The sequence below is a fragment of the Nocardioides jishulii genome (assembly GCF_006007965.1).
Classification (GTDB): Bacteria; Actinomycetota; Actinomycetes; order Propionibacteriales; family Nocardioidaceae; genus Nocardioides; species Nocardioides jishulii.
On sequence record NZ_CP040748.1, the window covers coordinates 2,861,249 to 2,885,136 of the forward strand.

18 protein-coding genes are annotated in these 23,888 nt (G+C 69.7%); 5 read left to right on the forward strand and 13 right to left on the reverse strand.

The annotated features are described in order from the left end of the window. Positions 1-55 precede the first annotated feature (55 nt). Both FCL41_RS13600 and FCL41_RS13605 read right to left on the reverse strand, forming a co-directional pair. Complete coding sequence (locus FCL41_RS13600; protein WP_239021649.1) at positions 56-2,575, reverse strand: ABC transporter permease; 2,520 nt, start codon at positions 2,573-2,575, stop codon at positions 56-58. Positions 2,576-2,627: 52 nt separating this feature from the next. Next, complete coding sequence (locus tag FCL41_RS13605; protein WP_137065119.1) at positions 2,628-3,419, reverse strand: ABC transporter ATP-binding protein; 792 nt, start codon at positions 3,417-3,419, stop codon at positions 2,628-2,630. 137 nt (positions 3,420-3,556) lie between these two features. Here FCL41_RS13605 and FCL41_RS13610 point away from each other — a divergent pair, with 137 nt between their 5' ends. Continuing rightward, entirely contained in the window at positions 3,557-4,168 is a 612-nt protein-coding gene (locus tag FCL41_RS13610; RefSeq protein WP_137065118.1) for an alpha-ketoglutarate-dependent dioxygenase AlkB, read from the forward strand. An 18-nt stretch (positions 4,169-4,186) separates the two neighbouring features. Here the strand turns inward: FCL41_RS13610 and FCL41_RS13615 are convergent, their stop codons facing one another. From FCL41_RS13615 to FCL41_RS13635, 5 genes are read right to left on the reverse strand one after another with little or no spacing between them, the layout of a single operon-like run. After that, the gene (locus FCL41_RS13615; RefSeq protein WP_137065117.1) at positions 4,187-5,353 is read right to left on the reverse strand and encodes a DUF2207 domain-containing protein; all 1,167 of its coding nucleotides are present in this window, start codon (positions 5,351-5,353) and stop codon (positions 4,187-4,189) included. 30 nt (positions 5,354-5,383) lie between these two features. Beyond that, the gene (gene narI / locus FCL41_RS13620; protein WP_137065116.1) at positions 5,384-6,118 is read right to left on the reverse strand and encodes a respiratory nitrate reductase subunit gamma; all 735 of its coding nucleotides are present in this window, start codon (positions 6,116-6,118) and stop codon (positions 5,384-5,386) included. Then, positions 6,118-6,816, reverse strand: a complete 699-nt coding sequence (narJ, locus tag FCL41_RS13625) for a nitrate reductase molybdenum cofactor assembly chaperone (protein ID WP_137065115.1) — start codon at positions 6,814-6,816, stop codon at positions 6,118-6,120. Before narJ ends, narI begins: the two co-directional genes overlap by 1 nt. Continuing rightward, positions 6,813-8,474 carry a nitrate reductase subunit beta gene (gene narH / locus FCL41_RS13630; RefSeq protein WP_137065114.1) on the reverse strand — a complete coding sequence of 554 codons (1,662 nt, stop codon included), beginning with the start codon at positions 8,472-8,474 and terminating at the stop codon, positions 6,813-6,815. The genes narJ and narH overlap by 4 nt, the downstream gene beginning before the upstream one ends. Before the next feature lie 30 nt (positions 8,475-8,504). Continuing rightward, positions 8,505-12,194, reverse strand: coding sequence for a nitrate reductase subunit alpha (locus tag FCL41_RS13635; RefSeq protein ID WP_137065113.1), 3,690 nt, complete (start codon positions 12,192-12,194; stop codon positions 8,505-8,507). Between the two features lie 214 nt (positions 12,195-12,408). Here FCL41_RS13635 and FCL41_RS13640 point away from each other — a divergent pair, with 214 nt between their 5' ends. Both FCL41_RS13640 and FCL41_RS13645 read left to right on the forward strand, forming a co-directional pair. Further along, positions 12,409-13,755 carry an MFS transporter gene (locus FCL41_RS13640; RefSeq protein WP_137065112.1) on the forward strand — a complete coding sequence of 449 codons (1,347 nt, stop codon included), beginning with the start codon at positions 12,409-12,411 and terminating at the stop codon, positions 13,753-13,755. Further along, positions 13,752-15,146 (forward strand): MFS transporter, encoded by a 1,395-nt coding sequence (locus FCL41_RS13645; protein WP_137065111.1) that lies wholly within the window; start codon positions 13,752-13,754, stop codon positions 15,144-15,146. Before FCL41_RS13640 ends, FCL41_RS13645 begins: the two co-directional genes overlap by 4 nt. 20 nt (positions 15,147-15,166) lie before the next feature. Here the strand turns inward: FCL41_RS13645 and FCL41_RS13650 are convergent, their stop codons facing one another. From FCL41_RS13650 to FCL41_RS13675, 6 genes are all read right to left on the reverse strand, one after another. Beyond that, the gene (locus tag FCL41_RS13650; RefSeq protein WP_137065110.1) at positions 15,167-16,399 is read right to left on the reverse strand and encodes an NAD(P)/FAD-dependent oxidoreductase; all 1,233 of its coding nucleotides are present in this window, start codon (positions 16,397-16,399) and stop codon (positions 15,167-15,169) included. A 9-nt stretch (positions 16,400-16,408) separates the two neighbouring features. Then, entirely contained in the window at positions 16,409-16,846 is a 438-nt protein-coding gene (locus FCL41_RS13655) for a hypothetical protein (protein ID WP_137065109.1), read from the reverse strand. A 330-nt stretch (positions 16,847-17,176) separates the two neighbouring features. After that, positions 17,177-18,805 carry a chaperonin GroEL gene (gene groL, locus FCL41_RS13660; RefSeq protein WP_137065108.1) on the reverse strand — a complete coding sequence of 543 codons (1,629 nt, stop codon included), beginning with the start codon at positions 18,803-18,805 and terminating at the stop codon, positions 17,177-17,179. Positions 18,806-19,088: 283 nt separating this feature from the next. Then, positions 19,089-20,663 (reverse strand): TadE/TadG family type IV pilus assembly protein, encoded by a 1,575-nt coding sequence (locus FCL41_RS13665; protein ID WP_137065107.1) that lies wholly within the window; start codon positions 20,661-20,663, stop codon positions 19,089-19,091. Continuing rightward, a complete protein-coding gene (locus tag FCL41_RS13670) occupies positions 20,660-21,082 on the reverse strand; it encodes a TadE/TadG family type IV pilus assembly protein (protein ID WP_137065106.1) in 423 nt (140 codons plus the stop codon). The genes FCL41_RS13665 and FCL41_RS13670 overlap by 4 nt, the downstream gene beginning before the upstream one ends. Before the next feature lie 147 nt (positions 21,083-21,229). After that, positions 21,230-22,075, reverse strand: a complete 846-nt coding sequence (locus FCL41_RS13675; protein ID WP_170970196.1) for an ATP-grasp domain-containing protein — start codon at positions 22,073-22,075, stop codon at positions 21,230-21,232. Between the two features lie 102 nt (positions 22,076-22,177). Here FCL41_RS13675 and FCL41_RS13680 point away from each other — a divergent pair, with 102 nt between their 5' ends. Together FCL41_RS13680 and FCL41_RS13685 are read left to right on the forward strand one after the other, a co-directional pair. Beyond that, on the forward strand, positions 22,178-23,413 hold the full coding sequence (locus tag FCL41_RS13680; protein ID WP_137065104.1) for a DUF2157 domain-containing protein: 1,236 nt from the start codon (positions 22,178-22,180) through the stop codon (positions 23,411-23,413). Beyond that, on the forward strand, positions 23,410-23,883 hold the full coding sequence (locus FCL41_RS13685; protein ID WP_170970195.1) for a GDYXXLXY domain-containing protein: 474 nt from the start codon (positions 23,410-23,412) through the stop codon (positions 23,881-23,883). Before FCL41_RS13680 ends, FCL41_RS13685 begins: the two co-directional genes overlap by 4 nt. Positions 23,884-23,888 lie beyond the last annotated feature (5 nt).

Below are 23,888 nucleotides of genomic sequence, written 5' to 3' on the forward strand. Positions count from 1 at the left end.
GCAATCTAGGACGAGGGACCCCTCGGCGTCCGGCGAATGCGACAACCTCACCCCGTCAGGCGGTGGCGATCGCCTGCAGCACGTCGAGCCGGGCAGCGCGTCGGGCGGGGAGCACCGCGGCGAGCACGCCGACCAGGAGCGCCACGGCCCCGAAGAGGCCGAGCTGGCCCGCCGGGACGGCGATGACCTCGAGGCCCTCGTCGCGCAGCGAGGTCATCAGCGCGATCCCGAAGCCGACGCCCAGACCGATCCCGAGGCCGGCCCCGAGCAGGGCGATGACCACGGACTCCACGGTGATCATCAGTCGCAGCTGGGCGCGGTTGAGGCCGATCGCCCGGAGCAGTCCGATCTCGCGGGTGCGTTCGATGACGGAGAGCGCCAAGGTGTTGACGATGCCGAGCACGGCGATGAAGAGGGCGAGCCCGAGCAGGGCAAAGATCATCAGCACCATCTGGTCGATGGGTTCACGCTGCTCGGCGGCGAACTCGCTCTGGTCCTGCAGGAGCAGGGCCGGATTGGCGAGGACCTGGTTCAGCCTGTACTCCACGATCGCCGAGGGCGACACGGCGTCGATGATCAAGAAGTTGTCACGTTCGGGGAGCTCCGCGCGCAGGAAGGTCTGCGGCGAGGTCACGACGGGGAAGGGCACGACCGGGTTGTCGGCGAAGATCCCGACCACGTCGAGGCGCACCCGGCGGTTGTTGATCAGGGCCTTCACCTGGTCTCCCACGCCCAGACCCCGGTCGGCGGCGTACGTCTCCCCCAGGACCGCCTCGCCCGGACGGAGGTCGGCGGTCCTACCCACCACCCGCTCGAGGCCGACCAGCCCTTCGAGCGCCGCGGGCGCCGCTGCGGTGAAGCCCTGCGGGCTGTCCTCACCGTCGAGCGAGACCTGTCCCCAGACGAAGCGCAGCACGGCGACGTCATCGATCCCCTCGACCTTGCGCATCTCCTCGGCGATCTCCGGCGGGAAGGCCTGACCCGAGACGTGGGAGGCCACGTAGTCACCCCGGAAGTTCTCCGCCAGCGCCTTGTCGACGCTGGCCTTGGCTGAGTCGCCCACGATCGCCATCGTGGTGGCCAGCGCCAACCCGATCATCAGGGCCGAGGCGGTCGCGGTGGTCCGGCGGGGGTTGCGCAGCGAGTTCTGGCCGGCGAGGTGACCCACCGTGCCCATCACGGCGCCGAAGAGGTGGCGCGCCACCAGCAGGAAGGGTTGGCACAGCACGGGTGCAGCAGCCGAGACTCCGAGCAGGATCGCCAGGATGCCGCCACCGACGTACCAGACGTTGCCCTCGATCTCCGCGGTCAGGCCGTACCAGAGCGCGAGTCCACCGAGGCCGGCCAGGACCATTCCGCCCATGAACCGGTTGCGCAACGACGCCTCCGGCATCGCCACGTCGTCGCGCATGGCCTGGACCGGGGCGATCCGCGTGGTCCGGCGGGCGGGCAGGCCAGCGGCCGTCATGGTGACGAGGATGCCGACGACGTAGGAGACGACGAAGGTGCGCGGCTCGAAGACGAGCGGTTGTCCCGACAGGTCGAGGCCGAAGGTGGAGAAGAGGCCGCGGATGGCCATCGCCATCACGATCCCCAGCCCGATGCCCAGCGTCGAGCCGACGACCCCGACCACGAACGCCTCCAACAGGACCGAGGCACCGACCTGTCTCCGCGAGGCGCCGAGGGCCCGGAAGAGGGCGAGCTCCCTGCTGCGTTGCGCGACCAGGATCGAGAAGGTGTTGACGATGAGGAAGGCGCCCACCACCAGCGAGATCCCCGCGAAGATGAGCAGGAAGGTGGTGAGGAAGGAGATGCCCTCGAGCAGGCCGGAGGCGGACTCGTCGGCGACGTCGTCACCGGTCCTGGCCTCGTAGCCCTTCGGCAGCACCTTCGCCACGGCGTCGCGCAGGGCTTCCTGACTCACGCCCGGCTCTGCGGTGACCCAAGCGCTGTGGAAGGTGTCGGGCTCGGGGAGGAAGAGCTCCTGGGCCACCCGGGTCTCGAAGGCCACCCAGGTGGCGCCGCTGAACGACCCGCCCTCGGCGAAGTCGGCGACCCCGACGAGCGTGTTCTCGACGACCTCGTCGCCCACGACGACGTTGACCTTGCCGCCCACCGTGTGGCCCGAACGGGTGGTCGTGACGGCGTCCAGCACGATCTCGCCCGGGCCGCGCGGTTCACGCCCCGTGACGATCTGCAGGCCCGTGAGCCCGTGCCCGGCGGGCGCTCCGGTCCAGTTGCTCCCCAGCGACGGCGCTCCGAGCGTGGCCAGCGGCCTGTTCTCGCGGTCGAAGACGAGGGCGGTGGTGGCCAACACGTTGCCGTCGGCGCGGGCCGCACCCTCGACCCTTCCCAGCCTCTCGACCAGGGAGGCGGGCAGGGTCGTGGGGCGCTCCTCGGCCTCCGGGACGGGGGCGGGGCCGTCCGCGGTCAGCCCGTCCGGCGTCACCGGGCTCACGACGACGTCGCCGACCGTCGAGGCGAAGAGGGCGGTGAAGCTGCGGCCCAACGTGTCGGTGAAGACGAGCGTGCCCGCCACGAAGGCGACGCCGAGCACCACGGCGAACGTGCTCATGAGCAGTCTCACCTTGCGGCCGAGAAGGCTCTTGAGGGCGGCTCTGAACACGTCAGACCTCGTGGGCGACCGCAGTCATGGCGGTCATGATCTCCAGCACCCGCTCTCGCGTCGGTTGGCGAATCTCATCGACAATCAGGCCGTCGGCCAGGAAGACCACCCGGTCGGTGTAGGCCGCGGCGACCGCGTCGTGCGTCACCATCACGATGGTCTGCTCGTGCTCGTCGACCGAACGCCGCAGCAGGGAGAGGACCTCGGCACCCGAGTGGGAGTCGAGGTTGCCCGTCGGCTCGTCGGCGAAGACGATCTGAGGGCGGCTGACCAGCGCACGGGCCACCGCGACCCGCTGCTGCTGCCCGCCCGAGAGCTCGTTGGGCTTGTGCTCGAGGCGGTCGTCCAGCCCGACGGTGCGGATCACGCTCCGGTACCAGCGGCGGTCGGGTCGGCGACCCGCGATGGACAGGGGCAGGAGGATGTTCTCCTCCGCCGTCAGCGTCGGGACGAGGTTGAAGGACTGGAAGACGAAGCCGATCTCGTCGCGCCGCAGCTTGGTCAGGGCGTTGTCACCGAGGCGTCCGATCTCCTGGTTGCCGATCCAGACCTCGCCGGAGTCGGGGGTGTCGAGGGCGGCGCAGCAGTGCATGAGCGTCGACTTGCCGGAGCCGCTGGGCCCCATGACCGCGGTGAACTCCCCCGCCTCGATGTCGAGGCTCACCCCAGCCAGGGCGCGCACGGCAGCCGGTCCGCGACCGTAGGTCTTGGTGAGGTCGCGCACGCGCGCCGCCGGCGGCCCGAGCCCGTACGGGTGCCCGGCCTCGGCCGCGTGCGTCACGGCGCCACTCATCCCACTGCCCTCCTCTCCGCGCCGAACAACGACGCGGTCCCTCCCTCGTGTGTGAACCATAGGGGGCAGATGGCTGGACGCAACACCGCGTGGACAAACCCTTGCCTCGTCGAACACCTGTTCGATACGGTGTGGCGATGCAGTTCCAGTCCACTCTCTTCGCCCTCGAGGCCGCCGAGACCGCGCCCTTGGCGCCCGAGCGACGCGAGCTCAGCCACGGCGCGTGGGTCGACGTCCAGCGCAGCTGGCTGGGCGAGGCCGACGACGTCTTCCGCAGCATGGTCGACGAGGTCCCCTGGCGGGCCGAGGAGCGTCAGATGTACGACCGCGTCGTCGCGGTGCCGCGGCTGCTGCACATGTACGGCGTCGGCGCCCCGCTCCCGCACGCGCGGTTGGACGAGGCGCGCGAGGCGCTCTCGGCCCACTACCTGCCCGAGTTGGGCGAGCCCTTCGTCACCGCCGGATGCTGCTTCTACCGCGACGGCAACGACTCCGTCGCCTGGCACGGCGACACCATCGGACGGGGCCGTCGCCACGACACCATGGTCGCCATCGTCTCCCTGGGCGACCCACGGCGCCTCCTCCTGCGACCTCGCGAGGGCGGCACCTCGATCGCCGTGACGATGGGCCACGGCGACCTGGTCGTCATGGGCGGCAGCTGCCAGCGCACCTGGGAGCACGCCGTGCCCAAGCAGGCCCACGCGGGGCCACGGATCTCGGTGCAGTTCCGCCCACTCAACGTCTTCTGAGATTGAGCGCCGTCTGGTTCAGAGTCGCTTGATCCGGGCGGCCAGGCGTCGTCCGGCGTTGGTCCGCTTCGCCGTGGTGCCGGGAAGAACGGCCGGCAGGGCCATCGCGGCAAAGGCACCGGGCACCAGCGCCGCGACCGACATCAGGCCGCCCAGCAGGCTCAGCCACACGACGTACGCCACCAGGGCGGCGACCACGCCGACCGCGAGCAGGCTGCGCGGTCCGGCAGCGGTGACGTAACCCTCGCGCTTCGCCCAGCGCTCCACCTCGGGAGCGACGGCAGGATCCTGCGTCCGGCCGGTGAGGAGGTAGCGCGCCTGCTCCTGGTCGACTCCCTCCGGGAGGTCGTGGCGCGGCAGGCCCGTCGGCTCGTGGTCGAAGGTGCCCGACGCGATGCGACGCCCGAGCCAACCGGCGAAGGCCGCGGCTGCCGCGACGAGCGCGAGCAGCCACCACCACCGGCTCAGCACGGGGTCGAGCCAGACCGGCCAGAGCTGGCGACCATCGGCGGTGGTGGCGGCGACCGGCAGGTCAGCGACGATCCGCACCGGCGTACGCGGCGCCAGTCCCTCGGCGGTGACGCTCACGACCGTGCCGTCGACCTGTGCGCGGCAGGTCTTCGCGCCCTCGGTGCAGGAGACCCGCGACGACGGCTTCGCCGGGAGACGGACGGTCAGCTCGGCTGCGTCGACGGGCTGGGCCCAGGTGCCCGGGACGAGGTCACGGGCGAACTGGGAGGAGTCGGCGCCGGTGCTGCGCAGGACGTCGGCGACCTCGTACTTGAGGACGTAGGTGTGCTCCCCCGCCGTCAGCGTCTTCGCCGGGGCGACGGTGACGACGCGGCGGCGACCCCGTGGGCCGGTCTCCTGCTCGATCGGTGCGCGGCGTCCGTCCAGCGCCGCCGCCAGCCGGCGCGGGACGCCCCGAGAACGCGGAGCCTCGGGGTCGTACTCGTCGAAGAGCCGGGCCAGACCACCGCGGCCCTCCTGTGGGACGTCGACGATCAAGGTCTCGGTGACCTCGAGGTCGCCCTCGTCGTCGACCTCGAGCACGGCGTTGTAGCGGGTGATCCGCCACGAGCCGTCACCGACCGGTGTCGCGTCGGAGGTCCGGTAGTCGAGGGCCGGCAGGAGCGCGACGGCGACGAGCAACGCCAGGACTCCCCACGGGACCACTCGCCTCATGGGCGAGACCCTAGTGGCTGGCGTCGAGGGTCAGGAGCGGCCGACCGGCTCGTCCCAGCCGCGGCGCGGGCGACGTGTGCCCACCACCTCGTCACGCGAGCGGTAGACGATGTAGGGGCGGGTGAGGTAGCCGAGAGGTGCGGAGAAGACGTGCACCAGCCGGGTGAAGGGCCACAGCGCGAAGAGGAGGAAGGCGACCAGGGCGTGGAGCTGGAAGCCGATCGGCGCCTTGGCCATCAGGGACGCGTCGGGGGTGAAGGCGAGGAACGAGCGGTACCAGACCGAGACTCCCTCGCGGTAGTTGTACTCCCCGCCGAGGGTGAAGATCGACCCCGCGATGGTGTTCCACATGCCCAGCAGGATCACGGCCGCCAGGAAGGCGTACATGACCTTGTCGTTGACGGTCGTCGCGCTGAAGACCGGACCGACCGTGCGTCGCCGGTAGATGAGGATGATCAGCCCTACCGTGGCGGCGACGCCGGCCAGCAGGCCGCCGATCACCGCGATGTAGTGGTAGGCGTGGTCGCCGATCCCGATCGCCTCGGTCCACGAGCGCGGCACCAGGAGGCCGATGATGTGGCCGCCGACCACCCCGAGCATGCCGAAGTGGAAGAGCGGCGACCCCAGCCTCAGCAGCCTGTCCTCGTAGAGCTGGCTGGAGCGGGTCGTCCAGCCGAACTTGTCGTAGCGGTAGCGCCACACGTGGCCGAGGACGAAGATCGCCAGGCAGACGTAGGGGACGATGACCCACAGGAAGACGTCCATCAGGGTGCTCCCACCGGGATGCTGGGGGGCGAGATGAGGGTCGGGCCACCCGGACGTGGCGCCGACAGCGCCGGGTCGCCGTAGCCCCCCAGACCGACCTCCTCGGCCGGTGGACCTGCCTCGACGAGACGGCGTACGGCGTCGGCCTCCTCGCCGTCGAGCGGCGGCAGGGTGGCGCAGACGGCGGCGACCACGCCCCACCACGGGGAGCCCGCACCGTCGTCGAAGCCAGCCAGGGCCAGGCGGAGCATCTCCACCCCGGCGCGGTGGTCCAGCAGCAGCCTCAGGGCGGCGGGAGTGTCGACCAGGGCGCCGAACTGCAGGACCACGCTGAGGTGGTCGGGCAGCTCGTCCTCCTCGGGGTCGAACTCGGCGCCTGCCGCACGGTAGGTCTCCTTGAACTCCACCAGGGCCAGTCCGCGGCGTCGGGTGTCACCGTGCGAGAAGTAGGTCAGGTAGGGCGAGCACTTGCGGGTCAGGTCGAACGTCTTGACGTAGTCGACCTGCAGCTCGCGCAGCGGATGCGTACGCAGGTGCTCGATGACGGGTTGCAGGTGGGGGTCGTCGGGCACCAGCGCAGCGATGCCGCCGAGGCCGTCGACCAGGCGCTCGTCGGGGTAGTCGAGCAGTGCCGCGCAGGCCGCCCAGACCGGGCGTACGTCCCTGGTCGCGCCACGCCGCGGACGTCGTAGCTTCATCGCGTACCTCCCGACTTCGGCGGGAAGAGCCCCTCGGGCACGCCCCGGCCGTCCCAGTTGAGCAGGTTGACCCGGCCGGCGTCTGCGGTGCCGCCGGCCATCTCGTCGCTGCGCTCGGACCCCTGACGCTCACGCAGCATCTGCAGGTTCTCCGCGGCCACCGGGTTGAGCGTGCCGGACCCCTCACCGAAGAGGCTCTGCTGGCCGCCGCCGTACTCGGAGACCGGGCAGTCGGTGGCCAGCTCCTCCAAGGCGTGGGCCTGCTCGGTGTGGGCGGGAGGGATGACGTAGCGCTCGGAGTACTTGGCGATGGCCAGCAGCCGGAACATCTCGTACATCGTCTCCCCGTCCATGCCGACCGAGGCGGGGATGGACTCGTCGGGGTCGCGCCCGAGGTTGATGTCACGCATGTAGGAGCGCATCGCCGCCAGCTTGCGGAGCACGCCGTTGACCGGGCCGACGTCGCCGGCGGTGAAGAGGTTGGCCAGGTACTCGACGGGGATCCGCAGGGCGTCGATGGCGGCGAAGAGGTTGTCAGCGTCCTCCGCGTCGTGACCGGTGTCCTTGATGACGTCGACCACCGGCGAGAGCGGCGGGATGTACCAGACCATCGGCATCGTGCGGTACTCCGGGTGCAGGGGCAGGGCGACCTCGTAGCGCGAGATCAGGGCCCAGATCGGCGAGCGACGAGCCGCCTCCACCCAGTCCGCGGCGATGCCGGCCTCCTCTGCGGCCCGCTGGACCTCAGGGTCGAAGGGGTCGAGGAAGCACTCCCGTTGGGCCTGGTAGAGCTCCTGGTCGTCGGCCACCGACGCCGCCTCGAGCACCTTATCGGCGTCGTACAGCACCAGTCCGATGTAGCGCAGCCGCCCGACGCAGGTCTCCGAGCAGACGGTCGGGATCCCGACCTCGACGCGGGGGTAGCAGAAGGTGCACTTCTCGGCCTTGCCGGTCTTGTGGTTGAAGTAGACCTTCTTGTAGGGGCACCCCGTCACGCACATGCGCCACCCGCGGCAGCGGTCCTGGTCGACCAGGACGATGCCGTCCTCGCTGCGCTTGTAGATCGCGCCGCTGGGGCACGAGGCGGCGCACGACGGGTTGAGGCAGTGCTCGCAGATGCGCGGCAGGTAGAACATGAAGGTCTGCTCGAACTCGAACGTCACCTTGTCCTCGATGCCCTTGAGCATCTCGTCGCGCACCGCGTGCTCGGTGGAGCCCCCGAGGTCGTCGTCCCAGTTGGCCGACCACTCGATGTTCATCTGCTTGCCGCTGAGCAGCGAGATCGGCCGGGCGACGGGGAAGTTCTTCGTCGCCGGGGAGCGCAGCAGCGTCTCGTAGTCGTAGGTCCACGGCTCGTAGTAGTCGTTGATCGAGGGCAGCTTGGGGTTGGAGAAGATCGTCACCAACTTCTTCATCCGCCCGCCGGCGCGCAGCTTCAACCGGCCCCGGGGAGTGCGGACCCAACCGCCCTGCCACGCCTCCTGGTTCTCGTACGTCCGGGGGTAGCCGAGGCCGGGACGGGTCTCGACGTTGTTGAACCAGACGTATTCCATGCCGGAGCGGTTGGTCCACGCCTGCTTGCAGGTCACCGAGCAGGTGTGGCACCCGATGCACTTGTCGAGGTTCATCACCATCGCCATCTGGGCCATCACGCGCATCTCGTCACTCCTCCGTCCGTCCGGTCCGACTCAGTACTCGACCGGCGTGCGCCGCTTGCGGATCGTGGTCACTTCGTCACGGTTGTTGCCGACCGGGCCGATGTAGTTGAAGAAGTAGGCGAGCTGGGCGTAGCCGCCGACGATGTGGTGCGGCTTCATCACGATGCGCGTCAGCGAGTTGTGGATGCCGCCGCGCTTGCGGTCGCGCTCGGTGAGCGGGACGTCGATGAGCCGGTCCTGGGCGTGGTACATGTAGACGGTGCCCTCGGGCATCCGGTGGCTCACGATGGCGCGGGCGGCCACCACCCCGTTGCGGTTGACCATCTCGATCCAGTCGTTGTCCTTCACGCCGATCTTCACCGCGTCGCGGTCGGAGAGCCAGACCACCTGCCCACCGCGGGAGAGCGAGAGCATGAAGAGGTTGTCCTGGTACTCCGAGTGGATCGACCACTTGTTGTGCGGCGTCAGGTAGCGCACCGCCACCCCCACCTCGTCGACCGTGCCGAGCTGCGGCTCCCCGAAGAGCCGGGACATGTCGAGCGGTGGCCGGAAGACCGGGAGCATCTCGCCGGTGCCGAGGAACCAGTCGTGGTCGAGGTAGAACTGCTGGCGCCCGGTCAGCGTGTGGAAGGGCTTGCTGCGCTCGATGTTGATGGTGAAGGGGCTGTAGCGCCGCCCTCCGCTCTCCGATCCCGACCACTCCGGCGAGGTGATCACCGGCACGGGCGCGACCTGGGTGTCGGCAAAGGCGATCTGCTTGCCCTCGTGCTCCGCGGAGAGGTCCGCCATCTGGGTGCCGGTGCGCTTCTCCAGGGTCCTGAACCCCTGGGTCGCGAGGTGGCCGTTGGAGACGCCGGACAGGTGAAGGATCGCGTCGGCCATCTGCACGTCCGTCTCGACCTTCGGCTGCCCGTTGCCGGCGCCACCCTGCGCCACACCGTTGCGGCGACGCAGGATGTCCATCTCACGGCGTACGTCGTAGGCGACGCCCTTGGTGAGCATGCCCACCTTCTCCATCAGCGGCCCGATCGACGTCATCTTGTCGTGGACGGCCGCGTAGTCGCGCTCCGCGACCGCGATCACCGGCATGGTGCGCCCCGGCACCGGGTCGCACTCCCCCAGCCGCCAGTCCTTGACGACCCCGTGCTCGGTCGCCATCGCCTCAGGGGTGTCGTGCCACAGCGGCTTGGCGATGACGTCGCGGCGGGTGCCGAGGTGGTCGCGAGCCATCTCGGAGAACCGCTTCGCGATCACCTTCCAGGTGTCCCAGTCCGTCTTCGTCTGCCACGGCGGGGCGATCGCCGGGTTGAAGGAGTGCACGAAGGGGTGCATGTCGGTGGTGTTGAGGTCGTACTTCTCGTACCAGGTCGCCGCCGGCAGGACCACGTCGCTGAAGATCGTGCTGGAGGTCATGCGGAAGTCCAGGGTCGTGAGCAGGTCGAGCTTGCCCTCGGGGGCCTCCTCGGCCCAGCGCACGTCGGTGGGTCGTTGCTCGGGGGCCGCCTCCTGGGCGGTCGCGGCGGAGTCGGTGCCGAGCAGGTGGCGCAGGAAGTACTCATTGCCCTTGGCCGAGCTCCCGAAGAGGTTGGAGCGCCACAGGGAGAGCACGCGGGGGTGGTTCTCCTCCGCCTCGGGGTCCTCCACGGCGAACTTGAGCCGGCCCTCCTTCAGCTCCTGCGCGACGTAGGCCCCGGCGTCCATGCCCGAGGCCGCGGCGTCGTCACCGAGGGTGAGCGAGCTGCGGTCGAACGTGGGGTAGCTCGGCGTCCAGCCCAGGCGTACGGACTGGCAGAGCAGGTCCATCACGCTCTTGCCCGCGAAGAAGCCGGTGCCGGCGTCGAGGTCGTCGGCGGTGAAGGTGTCGTAGCGGTACTGGGAGGTGTTCACGTACCAGTACGCCGTCTGGTTCATGTGGCGCGGCGGACGCTGCCAGTCGAGGGCGAACGCCATGTGCTGGAAGCCCATGATCGGGCGGATCTTCTCCTGGCCGACGTAGTGCGCCCAGCCGCCGCCGTTGCGACCCTGCGCGCCGGTGAGCGTGGTGAGCAGCAGGATCGCCCGGTAGATCTGGTCGGAGTGGTGCCAGTGGTTGATGCCTGCACCCAGCAGGATCATCCCGCGGCCCTCGGTGTCGATCGCGTTCTGAGCCCACTCCCTCGCCAGCCGGGTCACCTGCTGGGCCGGGACACCGGTGTGCTGCTCCTGCCACGCCGGGGTCGCGGGGACGCGTGCGTCCTCGTACGACTCGGGCCAGACCCCGGGCAGCCCGGACCGCTCCACGCCGTACTGCGCCAGCAGGAGGTCCAGGACGGTGGTGACGACACGGTCGCCGACGCGCATCGCCGGCACGCCGCGTGACTCGTGCCGGGCGCGGCCGTCAGCGGCGTCGAAACGCGGCAGGGTGACCTCGACGGCCAGTGCGTCGGCCTCCGCGTGCAGGGTCAGGAGCGGGTCGATGTCGCCGAGGTCGAGGTTCCACTGACCAGCCCCCTCCTCGCCGTAGCGGTGTCCGATCGAGCCCCGGGGAATCCGCACCGCGCCTCCGGCCTCCATCACGGCCGGCTTCCACATCGCGTTCTCGGTGCCGCCCTCGGGGTGGTCGATGTCGCCGGCGACCAGGAACTTGCCGGGCCGGTACGTGCCGTCGTCGGCCGCGTCGAGGGTGATGAGGTTGGGCAGGTCGGTGAACCGCTTGGCGTACGCGGCGAAGAAGGGCGGGATGGTGTCGGCGTAGTACTCCTTGAGCAGCACGTGGCCCAGGCCCATCGCCAACGCACCGTCGGTGCCCGGCGCCGGGGTGACCCACTCGTCAGCGAACTTCACGTTATCGGCGTAGTCGGGTGCGACCGCGATCACCTTCTGGCCGCGGTAGCGGGCCTCGGTCATCCAGTGCGCGTCCGGGGTGCGGGTCAGCGGGACGTTGGAGCCCCACATCATCAGGTAGCCCGCATCCCACCAGTCACCCGACTCGGGCACGTCGGTCTGGTCGCCGAAGGTCTGGGGCGAGGCGTTCGGCAAGTCCGCGTACCAGTCGTAGAACGACAGCATCGGGGCGCCGATGAGCTCGAGGAAGCGCGCCCCGGAGGCGTACGAGACCGGCGACATCGCCGGGATGGGTGAGAAGCCCGCGATCCGGTCGGGGCCCCACCGCTTGACCGTGTAGACGTGGGCCGCGGCGACGATCTCGGCGGCCTCCTCCCAGGTCGCGCGCACCAGCCCGCCCTTGCCGCGGGCGGCCTTGTAGACCTTGGTCTTGAGCGGGTTCTGGACGATCGATCCCCAGGCGACCACCGGGTCGCCGTACTCGGCCAACGCCTCGCGGAACATGTCCAGCAGCACGCCACGGACGTACGGGTGGCGCACGCGGGTGGGGCTGTAGGTGTACCAGGAGAAGGCAGCGCCGCGAGGACAGCCCCGGGGCTCGTACTCGGGGCGGTCGGCACCGGCGCTGGGGTAGTCGGTCTGCTGCGCCTCCCAGGTGATGATCCCGTCCTTGACGTAGACCTTCCACGAGCACGACCCGGTGCAGTTGACCCCGTGCGTGGAGCGGACCACCTTGTCGTGCGACCACCGGTCCCGGTAGAACGCGTCACCCTCGCGTCCACCCTTCGCCGTGATGGTGCGCAGGTCGGGGCTCACCTCGTTGCGGGTGAAGAAGCGGCGACTCGCGACCAGCGCGTCACCCAGCCCTCCGTCGAAGCCCAGCTTGGTGTCGCTCACAGGTCATTCCCTTTCGCTGCACACGCAGACGGTCGAGCTGTGTCCCACCTCACTATTCCCCCCGATGGGGTGCACCGCAAGGGGCACGAATCCGGGCTCGCAGCCAGCCACGTTCACGCTCGAACCGAGGACCTTTGGCCTCTGGACGAGGACCCTCCGCCTCCGTAACGTGCTTCACGAGACCGTCCGATTCCGCGCCTGCCCAGGAGGGCCCATGGCGTCACCGACCACGGCAGAAACCACCTCCGCGCCGCCCCGCCAGGGCCGCAGCGCAGTGCTCTGGCTCTCGACCATCGCCTTCACCCTGATGTTCGCGGTGTGGCTGATGTTCGGCATCCTGGGCAACCCGATCCGCGAGGAGTTCGGCCTCAGCGAGGTGCAGCTGTCGTGGATCGTGGCCGCCGCCACCCTCAACGGCTCGCTGTGGCGCCTGCCCGCCGGCATGCTGGCCGACCGCTACGGCGGCCGGATCGTCATGACGGTGCTCCTGCTCGTCACCGCGGTGCCCACCTACCTGGTGTCGCAGGTGAACTCCTACACCACCCTGTTGGCGCTCTCGTTCCTGATCGGCCTGGCGGGAAACTCGTTCTCCGTCGGCATCGCCTGGAACTCCGCCTGGCAGCCCCGGGACCGCCAGGGCTTCGCCCTCGGGCTCTTCGGCGCGGGCAACGTCGGCGCCTCGGTGACCAAGTTCATCGGGCCACCGATCATCACCGGCACCGCCGGCGCGACCTACTTCGGCATCATCGACGGCGGCTGGCGCCTGGTCCCCGTCGTCTACGCGGTGCTCCTGGTCGTGATGGCCGTCGTGCTCTGGTTCGGGACCCCGCGCCACGACCTGCGGCCGGGGACGGAGGTGCCGCTGCGGGACCAGCTCACCCCGCTGAAGCAGATGCGGGTGTGGCGCTTCAGCCTCTACTACGTCGCGGTCTTCGGGGCGTACGTCGCCCTCTCGTCGTGGCTCCCGCTCTACTACATGGACAACTTCGACGTCTCCCTGCAGACCGCGGCCCTGCTGACCGCCACCTACATCTTCCCGGCGTCGCTGCTGCGCCCGGTGGGAGGCGCGCTGTCGGACCGGTACGGCGCTCGTCGGGCGATGTACTGGACCTTCGGCGCGATGCTGGTGACCAGCGGCATCCTGATGATGCCCAACGGCTTCGTGGTGGTGCAGCTCCCCGACGGCACCGAGACCGAGCACCTCGCCTACCACCTGGGCCTGGTGCCCTTCGTCCTGCTGGTCTTCGTGCTCGGGTGCGCCATGGGCGTGGGCAAGGCAGCGGTCTACAAGCACATCCCGGAGTACTTCCCCGAGAGCGTCGGCGCCGTCGGCGGGCTCGTCGGGATGCTCGGGGGCCTCGGCGGCTTCGCCCTGCCGCCGCTCTTCGCCTACACGAAGGAGTGGTCCGGCTTCCCGACCAGCACCTTCGGCGTGCTGTTCGTGCTGACGCTCATCTGCAGCGTCTGGATGCACTGGACGGTGGTGCGCATGCTCAACCGTGAGTCGCCCCACCTGGCCAACCAGCTGGACCACCCCACCCATGAGGAGACACCGGCATGAGCAAGTCGACCACCTCCCAGTCCGGAGAATGGCTGGAGTCCTGGGATCCGGAGAACAAGGAGACCTGGAACGAGCCGCTGGCCCGGCGCACGCTGTGGATCACCACGTTCGCCCTCTTCCTCGCCTTCGTGGCGTGGTTCCTGCCGAGCGCACTGATCCCCAAGCTCAACGGCCTGGGCTACAGCTTCACCAGCGACGAGCTCTACTGGATGGCAGCCATGCCGGGCCTGTCCGCAGGCCTCTTCCGGCTGGTGTGGATGGTGCTCCCTCCCATCATGGGCACCCGCAAGATGGTGGCGCTGACCTCGCTGCTGCTGATCTTCTCGACGGCCGGGTGGGGCGTGCGGGTCCAGGAGCCGACGGCTCCCTACTGGGAGCTGATGCTGCTGGCGTTCCTGGCCGGCATCGGGGGCGGCGCGTTCTCGGGCTTCATGCCGAGCACCTCGTACTTCTTCCCCCGTTCCAAGCAGGGCACCGCCCTGGGGATCCAGGCCGGCATCGGCAACTTCGGCGTCTCGGCCGTGCAGCTGCTGACGCCCTACCTGATCGCCCTCTCGTGGCTGGGGTTCATCGGGACCTCCCAGACCTTCGCGCTGCCGGGTGGGCAGCCCGAGAAGGTCTGGTACCAGAACGCCGCCTTCGTCTGGATCCCGCTGATGGTGATTGCGGCGATCCTCGCCTGGACGATGCTCAAGTCGGTGCCCATCAAGGCCAGCATCCGCCAACAGTTCGACATCTTCGGCAACGTCGACACGTGGCTCATGACCCTGCTCTACATCATGACCTTCGGCACCTTCGCCGGCCTCTCTGCGCAGTTCGGCCTGCTGATGGGCGAGCTCTACGGCAGCGCCAACCCCGACATCGTCCAAGGATCGGGGGCAGGCGCCACCGTGCTGGTCGAGGGCTACTCGGTGCCCGACGTCGCGAAGTTCGTCTTCCTCGGCCCATTGGTCGGCGCGGGTGCGCGCGTGCTGTTCTCACCGCTCACCGACCGCATGGGCGGCGCGATCTGGACGTTGGTCTCCGGCATCGGACTGGTCGCCTCGATCGCCATCACCATCCCGGCGTTGACCCCCGACACGACCTCGGCCGCGACCCTGGACGCCGGGTTCGACCACTTCCTCTGGGGGATGCTGGCGATCTTCCTCTTCGCCGGGATCGGCAACGCCTCGACCTTCAAGCAGATGCCGATGATCTTCGAGAAGCGCCAGGCCGGCGGCGTGATCGGCTGGACAGCCGCGATCGCGGCCTTCGGTCCCTTCTTCTTCGGCGTCGGCGTGACGTCCATGGGCCCGGTGGCCTTCTTCTCCATCGGCATCGCCTGGGCCGTGATGTGCGTGGTCGTCACGTGGGTGCGCTACGCCCGCAAGGGGGCCCCGAAGCCGGGCTGATCCTCACAGGAACGGGAGGCTCACCGCAGCGGGTCGAAGGGCGCCAGCTCCGCAGGCGTCTCCCCCGTCACCATCGACTCCGCCAGGAGCTGACCGGTGACCGGTCCGAGCGTGATGCCCCACATCCCGTGGCCGCCGGCGACGTGCACCCGGGGCGAGCGCGTACGCCCGACCAGCGGCAACCCGTCCGGCGTGCAGGGCCGCGAGCCCACCCACTCGTCGCGGCGACGGTCGAGGTCGGCACCACGCAGGAAGGGACGGGCCGCCTCGACGATGGCGGTGATGCGACGGGTGTCCAACCCGGCGTCGGCGGGACGGAACTCCATCATCCCCGCCACCCGGAGGCGGTCGCCCGCGGGCGTGCAGGCCACCCGCTGCGCCGGCAGGTAGACGGGACCGCGCGGCACCGTCTCCACCGGGACCGTGAAGGAGTACCCACGGCCCGCCTGCACCGGGAGGCGTACGCCGAAGGGCCGAGCCAGGACGTTGAGCCACGCGCCCGTCGCCACCACGGCGGCGTCGTAGGACTCCCCGGCCACCACGACACGCGTCGAGGTCGCGTGGACGCGGTCGACACGCAGGCCTGCCACGATCCTGCCGCCGCGCTCCTCGACCGAGGCGCCCAGGGCGAGCAGGTAGGAGTTGGGGGTGACGTAGCGCTGACCGTGCAACCGCAGGGCGACGCCGACCTCGTCCGAGAGCGACGGCTCGATGGCCCGGGCCTCGTCACCGGTGAGGACGTCGTACTCCAACGGCTGTCCGCAGGCACGGATGTGCTCGATCTCCTCCAGCAGGGTCGAACGCTCGTCAGCGGTGCGGTAGGCGGCGATGAACGACTCAGCCTCGTGGGTGGGCGCGTCGACACCGCCCTTGCGGAGCAGGTCGAAGGCATCGAGGGCCAAGGAGTTCAGCGGCACCAGGGCGCCCATCGCCCGGCGCCAGCGGGGCATCGTGGAGTTGCGGGCGAAGCGCACCAGGAACTCCAGCAACCGGCGGTCGGCCGTGACGGGGACGTAGACCGGCGAGCTCGGACTGACCACGGCGCGGATGCCGTAGCGCAGGACGGCAGGCTCCGGGAGCGGGGTCGCCAACCCCGGGGTGAGCCATCCCGCGTTGCCCCACGACGACCCGGCCGCCACCCCGGTGCGGTCCAGGACGGTGACGCGGACGCCACGCTCCTGCAGGAACCACGCGGTGGAGAGGCCGACCATGCCGGCTCCGATGACGACGACGTGCCGAGGTGCGTGGGTCATGCCACAGCATCACCGATGATCGGGATCTGCGCCACCCTCCGCTTCCGCCTCCAGCTCAACCTCGTCCTGCTGGCGCGGGGCGCTGGTCAACCAGGTGAGCACGGCCGCGGCAAGGCCGAACCACACACGCGGGTGGCGCACGCCCTTGCCGCGCAGCCACCCCTCGAGCCGGCTGTCGGCCGCCATCCCCAGGACGCTGGCGCCCGTGAGCAGGGCGCCCACCGTGGCGCCGATGGCGGCCCGCTGGGCCGGGGACGCCGACTCCCCCACGGCGACGGCGCCGCCCGCCACCCCGGCCAGGCCGCTGAGGGCATGGATGGTCGTGAGCGGAGGCCCTTGCAGACGTCGCGGGGAGACGAACACGGTGAAGAGGCCGGTGGCGACCGACTGGACGAGGCGCGACTCCGGGGACTCCAGGTCGCGGACGCGGGTGAGGAGGTCAGACATGGGCGTCACGGTAGCCGGGAGCCCAAGACCCGGTACGAGGTGCTCCGACCTGCTGCGGAAATGGCGGAACCCCGCCGTACGTGCGTACGACGGGGTCCTGCCGATCTGCGCAGGGACAGTCACGGCACCCTCACGGGCGCGTGACCGCCCCCTGCTCCGATCAGAAGTCCATGCTGTCGGGACTTCTTCACTGCGCAGGGACAGTCACGGCACCCTCACGGGCGCGTGACCGCCCCCTGCTCCGATCAGAAGTCCATGCTGTCGGGACTTCTTCACTGCGCAGGGACAGTCACGGCACCCTCACGGGCGCGTGACCGCCCCCTGCTCCGATCAGAAGTCCATGCCACCCATGCCACCGGTCGGGTCGCCGCCCATGGGCGCCGACTTCTCCGGCTTGTCGGCCACGACGGCCTCGGTGGTCAGGAACAGCGCTGCGATGGAGGCAGCGTTCTGCAGGGCCGAGCGGGTCACCTTGGCGGGGTCGATGATGCCGGTGGCGATCATGTCGACGTACTCGCCGGTGGCGGCGTTGAGGCCCTCACCGGACGGGAGGTTGCGGACCTTCTCCGCCACGACGCCGCCCTCGAGACCAGCGTTGATCGCGATCTGCTTGAGCGGAGCCTCGGTGGCGACGCGGACGATGTTGGCGCCCGTGGCCTCGTCACCGGTCAGGTCGAGACCGTCGAAGGCGACAGCGGCGGCCTGGACGAGGGCGACGCCACCGCCGGCGACGATGCCCTCCTCGACGGCAGCCTTCGCGTTGCGAACGGCGTCCTCGATGCGGTGCTTGCGCTCCTTGAGCTCAACCTCGGTGGCCGCGCCGACCTTGATGACGGCCACGCCGCCGGCCAGCTTGGCGAGGCGCTCCTGGAGCTTCTCGCGGTCGTAGTCGGAGTCCGACTTCTCGATCTCGGCGCGGATCTGGTTGACGCGACCCTCGATCTGGCCGGCGTCGCCAGCACCCTCGACGATGGTGGTCTCGTCCTTGGTGATGACGACCTTGCGGGCCTGGCCCAGCAGCTCGAGACCAGCGGTCTCCAGCTTGAGGCCGACCTCCTCGGAGATGACCTGGCCACCGGTGAGGATCGCGATGTCCTGCAGCATGGCCTTGCGGCGGTCACCGAAGCCCGGAGCCTTGACGGCGACGGACTTGAAGGTGCCACGGATCTTGTTGACGACCAGGGTCGACAGGGCCTCGCCGTCGACGTCCTCGGCGATGATGACCAGCGGCTTGCCGGACTGCATGACCTTCTCGAGGAGGGGCAGCAGGTCCTTGACGTTGGAGATCTTGGAGTTGGCGATGAGGACGTAGGGGTCCTCCAGCACGGTCTCCATGCGCTCGGGGTCGGTGACGAAGTAGGCCGAGATGTAGCCCTTGTCGAAGCGCATGCCCTCGGTGAGCTCGAGGTCGAGGCCGAAGGTGTTCGACTCCTCGACCGTGATCACGCCCTCCTTGCCGACCTTGTCCATCGCCTCGGCGATGATCTCGCCGACGGTGGTGTCAGCGGCGGAGATCGAGGCGGTCGAAGCAATCTGCTCCTTGGTCTCGACGTCCTTGGCCATCGACAGGAGCTCGTTGGAGACGGCGGTGACCGCAGCCTCGATGCCGCGCTTCAGGCCCATGGGGTTAGCGCCGGCCGCGACGTTGCGCAGGCCTTCGCGGACCATGGCCTGGGCCAGGACGGTGGCGGTGGTGGTGCCGTCGCCCGCGACGTCGTCGGTCTTCTTGGCGACCTCCTTGACGAGCTCGGCCCCGATCTTCTCGTACGGGTCCTCGAGCTCGATCTCCTTGGCGATGGAGACACCGTCGTTGGTGATCGTGGGGGCGCCCCACTTCTTCTCGAGGACGACGTTGCGGCCCTTGGGACCGAGCGTGACCTTGACGGCGTCGGCGAGCGTGTTCATTCCGCGCTCGAGGCCGCGTCGGGCTTCCTCGTTGAAAGCAATCAGCTTAGGCATGACTCCTGCGATTCCTTTTCGGAGTTCGTGGTGGTGCGCCGGCGGGCTGCCCGCGACGGACGACGCCGGTCGACGACGGACCCTTCCCGTCGCTTTCCAGCGCCTCAGCATCACCGGTGCGCATTGTCACTCTCGTGGCGAGAGTGCCAAGCCCAGTTTTAGCACTCGCCACGGGCGAGTGCAAACGCCCCTGCCGCCTTTTGGCACCGTCGCCGTACGCGTCGACGGCGCCGCCCGGTGTGGGCGGCGCCGTCGAGGAGTCGTGCGTGCGTGGAGGTCGCGGTCAGGCAGGCATCTTCATGAGCTTGATGCCCTTGGTGAGCGAGCCGAACGCGGAGCGGAAGATGGTCTCCAGCTCGGCGCCGTTCGCGGCGCAGAAGAAGAAGTCGCCGTCCGCGTTCTCCGCGTTTCGCTGGGCAGTCACGTTGCAGTCGGAGGCGGTGGACGGACCGCCGTCGGGCGCGTTGGACGCCGTCCGGGCGAGCACGTCACGCAACCTGTCGGTCCTGTTGTTGCCCGTGACGCAGTAGTTGTTCGTCACCGCGGCCCCGAAGCCGATGGTGATGATCAGGACGTCCTTGGCCTTGACCTCGTCGGCCATCCGCACCAGGTTGTCGCAGCCCTGCTGCCCCTTCGAGGCGTTGCGGCCCGCTCCGAAGTCGGTGGCGCTGAACAGGTTCTTGTAGCCGTTGGTCAGGACCTCGTCGGGCGAACCGTCCGTCTCGAAGATGAGCACCTTCTTGGGGGTGGGACCAGGACGCACCGGGAGCGACGACAGGTTGTTGGGGGTGCTGCCGAGCAGGTAGCGGGCACCACCCTTCAGGGCCGAGGCGAGGTGCGTGCCGTAGTTGCCGGACTTGGCCCCGGGCATGCACTTCAGCGACTTCACCAGCGGGTCCGTAGCGACGACCGTGCCACTGGGACCGGTGAGGTAGCCGTTGGAGAACGGCGACGCGATCCAGCTGCCAGCGTTCGGCGAGTTGGTGCTCTCGAGCTTCGGGGTGTTGTCACTGTTCCACTGCAGGGTGGCGGGCCTTCCGCTCTCGGTCTGCTTGACACCGGACTCGGCACTCGTGCAGAGCTCCGTGCTGTTCTTGTTCATCCGACGCGCTTCGCTCTTGTGGATGGTGCCGAGCGCGACGTACTGGAGCTCGGGGTTCATGACCGTGAGCGAGCTCTCGATCGCCGCCTTCATCTTGTCGCGGTCAGTGTCGGCCATCGACGGTGTGCGGTCGGCCATGACGAGGATGTCGAGCGGATTCGGCACGTCGTTCCCGCACGTGCCCTTGCAGGCGATCGAGACCACCGCACCTGTGTCGCCTTCCTTGTAGCCGATGGCCGGGGCGAACGCGTAGGGCACGACCTTCGAGTCGGCCACCCGAACGGTGTTGCACTTCACCGCTCCCCCCGTGCTGGCCGTGCGGCGCGGGTCACAAGGGATGAAGCAGACGAACTCGTCACACTTCGTGCCGACGTAGGGCCTCGTGCCGTGCGGGTTGCAGGTCGTCGGGATCTGCGTGTACTGCACCGACTTGGTCGCACCTGTCGAGGCCACGACGCACCACAGGTCGGTCGTGACGCTGGTGTTGACGTCGTTGGCGCGCGCCATGTCACCGACGACGGTCTGGATGTTGTTCTGCTGCTCGGGCAGTGCGTAGGCACCGGCGTGCGCGGCGGCGTCCAAGGTGTCCTTGAGCTGCTGCTTGGCCGAGACCTGGCTGGCGATGTCGACCGAGATGGCCGCCAGCGCAATGAGGAGGACCAGGACCATCGAGAAGAGGATCGCGTAGGCGCCCTTCTCGTCACGACGGCGCGCCGCGCGGGCGGCGAGGCGGGAGACCATGTTCCTCTTCGTCATTCGATTCTCATCTCTGCCTGGCGGGTCAGGTCGAAACCACCCGGGAAGAACATCCCGACGGGGGTCAGCATCTTGTGCTGGTAGGCGATCTTCACGACGGCGGTGTCGCCACTGAGCCTGTTGGCGTCGTAGGCGCCGCACGACGTGTTCGCCGGCGGTCGCTTGCAGGAGACGGTCACCGTCACCGCACCCACCGAGCGGGTGGCGTTGGTGGCCACGGCCACCACCTCGGCCTGGGTGGACTTCAACGAGGCGGCGCGGGCGGCGTCGCGGGCGGCGTTGTTGATCATCGAGCCACGGTTGATCATGTAACCGAAGTCGATGATGCCGAAGAGCAGCATCAGGAAGATGGGCAGAATGAGGGCGAACTCCACCGCTGCCGCCCCACGCTCCCCGCGCTTCCTAGGTCCGAGCGCCATGCGTCCTCCGGTTCGTCCATGACTGAACGCGGGCCCAGGGTCCAGGGCACCGCATCCTGAAGATTAAGGACGAGGGCGCCCCGAGTCCCGAGAACTCGAATTTTGCCGGCCCGCCGGTCTAGTCCATATGGGGTACGCCACTCCCGCTCACGCCAGCCGTCGGAGCACGGCCTCCACGTACGGCTCGACGTTCTCGGGGCAGAGCTCGAGGTAGAGCGCCGGCTCGATGAGCTCGAGCTCGCTCACCTTCCACTCCCCCTCGTGCAGGAGGAGGTCGACACGGCCGTAGTCGAGCGCCCTCCCCACGAGCTCCCCGGCGGCCTCGAAGCCGGCCACCGCGCGCCCGACCACCGCAGCGTCCAGCGACGCACGGGCGTACGTCCCTCCCAGGTGCTCGTGGACCCGCACCTCGCCGGGGCCCGGGACCTTGCGCACCTGGGCGGCGGGGCGGCCACCGAGCACGAAGACCGACAGCTCGCCGGCGTCACGGACCGAGTGGACCAGGGGTTGGACCAGCAGGTCTCCCGCCGGAAGGTCGACGGCCGACAACGGCTCCTCCGCGCCGACCACCACGACGCCGACGCCCCCGGCGCCGACGCGCGGCTTCACCACGACGTCACCCCACTCGCCCCGTGCCCGCGCGAGGTCGTCGGGGCCCTCGAGCAGGCGCGAGGGAACCACCGGAACCTGTCCTCCCTCACCCAGGGCGACGAGGTACGCCTTGTCCATGTTCCACGCCATGACGTCACTGCCGTTGAGCAGTCGTATCACGCCTTCGACCCGCCTGGCCCAGGCGAGGAACGCCTCGGGACGTTCGACGTAGTCCCAGGTGGCTCGGACGGCCACCAGGTCGGCAGCACCCCAGTCGACGTCCGGGTCGTCCCAGACCGCCCAGGTGGCGTCGACGCCACGTTCCGCGAGGGCCGCATCGAGCAGCTCATGACCCGGCTCCCCCTCGGGAAAGGCGGTGCAGGTGGCCAAGATGACCTTCATCGGTCCTCCGAGGGCGAGGCAGCGGGTCGCTGCGGTGGTCGTCAGGGCAAATGAGTAGCCCGTCTCACGACCTCCACGCAACGCGTGGCGCATCCTTGCCCCATGACGACGACTGTCCCGACGCCCCCGCCCCCGGCGCCGCCCACCGAGGCGGTCTCCGGACGGCACCTGGAGTGGCTGCGTACCGAGGTCTCCGAATGGCGTGCCGATGGCCTGCTCACCGACGCCCAGGCTGCCTCGATCCTCGGTCGCTACCACGAGTCACGGGTCTTCTCCCTGACGCGCCTGTTGCTCGCGCTCGGTGCCGTCTTCGTCGGCGTCGGCGTCATCTGGTTGGTCGCCGCGAACATCGACGCGCTGCCGCCCCTGGTCCGCTTCGTCGGCGTCACCGCGCTGTGGCTGGCCCTGCTCGTGGGCGCGGAGGCGCTGTCGTCGCGCGGCAGCCGGCGACTGCTGGTCGGCGCGCTCCGCATCATGGCGGCCTTCGCGATCGGCGGCGTGGTCTTCCAGGCCGCGCAGAGCCTGCAGGTGCCGGCGTACGAGGCCACGCTCGTCGGCGTGTGGGGTGCTGCGGCGCTGCTGCAGGCGTACGCCTTCCGGGCCGTGGGTCCGCTGGTCGTCGGTGTCGCCGGGTTCGTCGGGTGGAGCCTGTGGCAGGGGCTCACCCCCGACCCGAGCTTCGCCGACGTCGTCTTCGTGGTCGTGCTGACCGGCCTCGTGGCCCTCGGCCTGGCGGCCCTGGACGACACCCACCACCGGGCCTTCGCAGCCGTGTGGCGAGCCACCGGCGCGGCGCTGCTGCTGGCCGGCCTCTTCATCTCCGCGCTGCCCGTGGACGACGACTTCACGCTGTCGGGACAGTGGTGGAACCTCACCCTGGTCGGGCTGGCCGTCGTGGCGCTCGCGGCCGGTGCGTTGCGGGGCCGCGAGCGGACGTCTCACGTCGAGCTGGCCGGCGGCGTGGTCACGTTGCTCCTCGCCCTGCTCCTGGCGGCGTGGTCTGCCGGTGCGTCCGTCGAAGAGATGACCCTGGCGACCTGGGCGCACACCGCCGTGGCCGTGGTCGGGTACGTGGCACTGGCCGTCGGGGTCGCGGTGCTGGGCACCCTGCGGGACTCGCGGACCCTCACCTCGATCTCCACCCTGGCCCTGGTCATCTTCACCACCTCCCAGAGCTTCACCGTCTTCGCCGCGGTGATCGAGGGGGCCTGGCTCTTCCTCTTCCTCGGCCTCGTCCTCCTCGGCACCGGATGGGCCTTCGACCGCGGACGCCGCCGGCTGGCTGCCGCCATCGAGACCGATACCACCCCCACCCCCACGGACGGAGCAGCACGATGAAGCGCCCACTCCTGGTCGCCGCCGTCGCCGTGGCCCAGCTCGCCTTGGTCGTGGTCGCGGTGGCACCCCAGCTCTCGGCCCGCGTGACCGGCGAGACGTACGAGTTCGCCGTCGCCCCGATCGACCCGCACGACCCCTTCCGGGGGGCGTACGTCGACCTCGACTACCCCGACCTGCGGCCGCCGGACGACTGGTCCACGCCGTCCGGCACCCCGGACGTCTACGTCGTCCTCGAGGAGAAGGACGGCCTGATGCGCGCCACCGACTGGAGCTGGCAGCGACCCGCCGAAGGCACCTACCTCAGCTGCTCGACCTCGGGCGGGCCCTTCAGCTGCGGCATCGAGTCCTGGTTCGCCGACGCCGACGAGGCGCGGCGCATCGAGGACGCGATGCGCACCGACGGGGCGATCGCAGAGGTCCGCATCGACGGTCGTGGCAACGCGGCGATCGTGAGTGTGCGCGCGAGGTGAGCGGG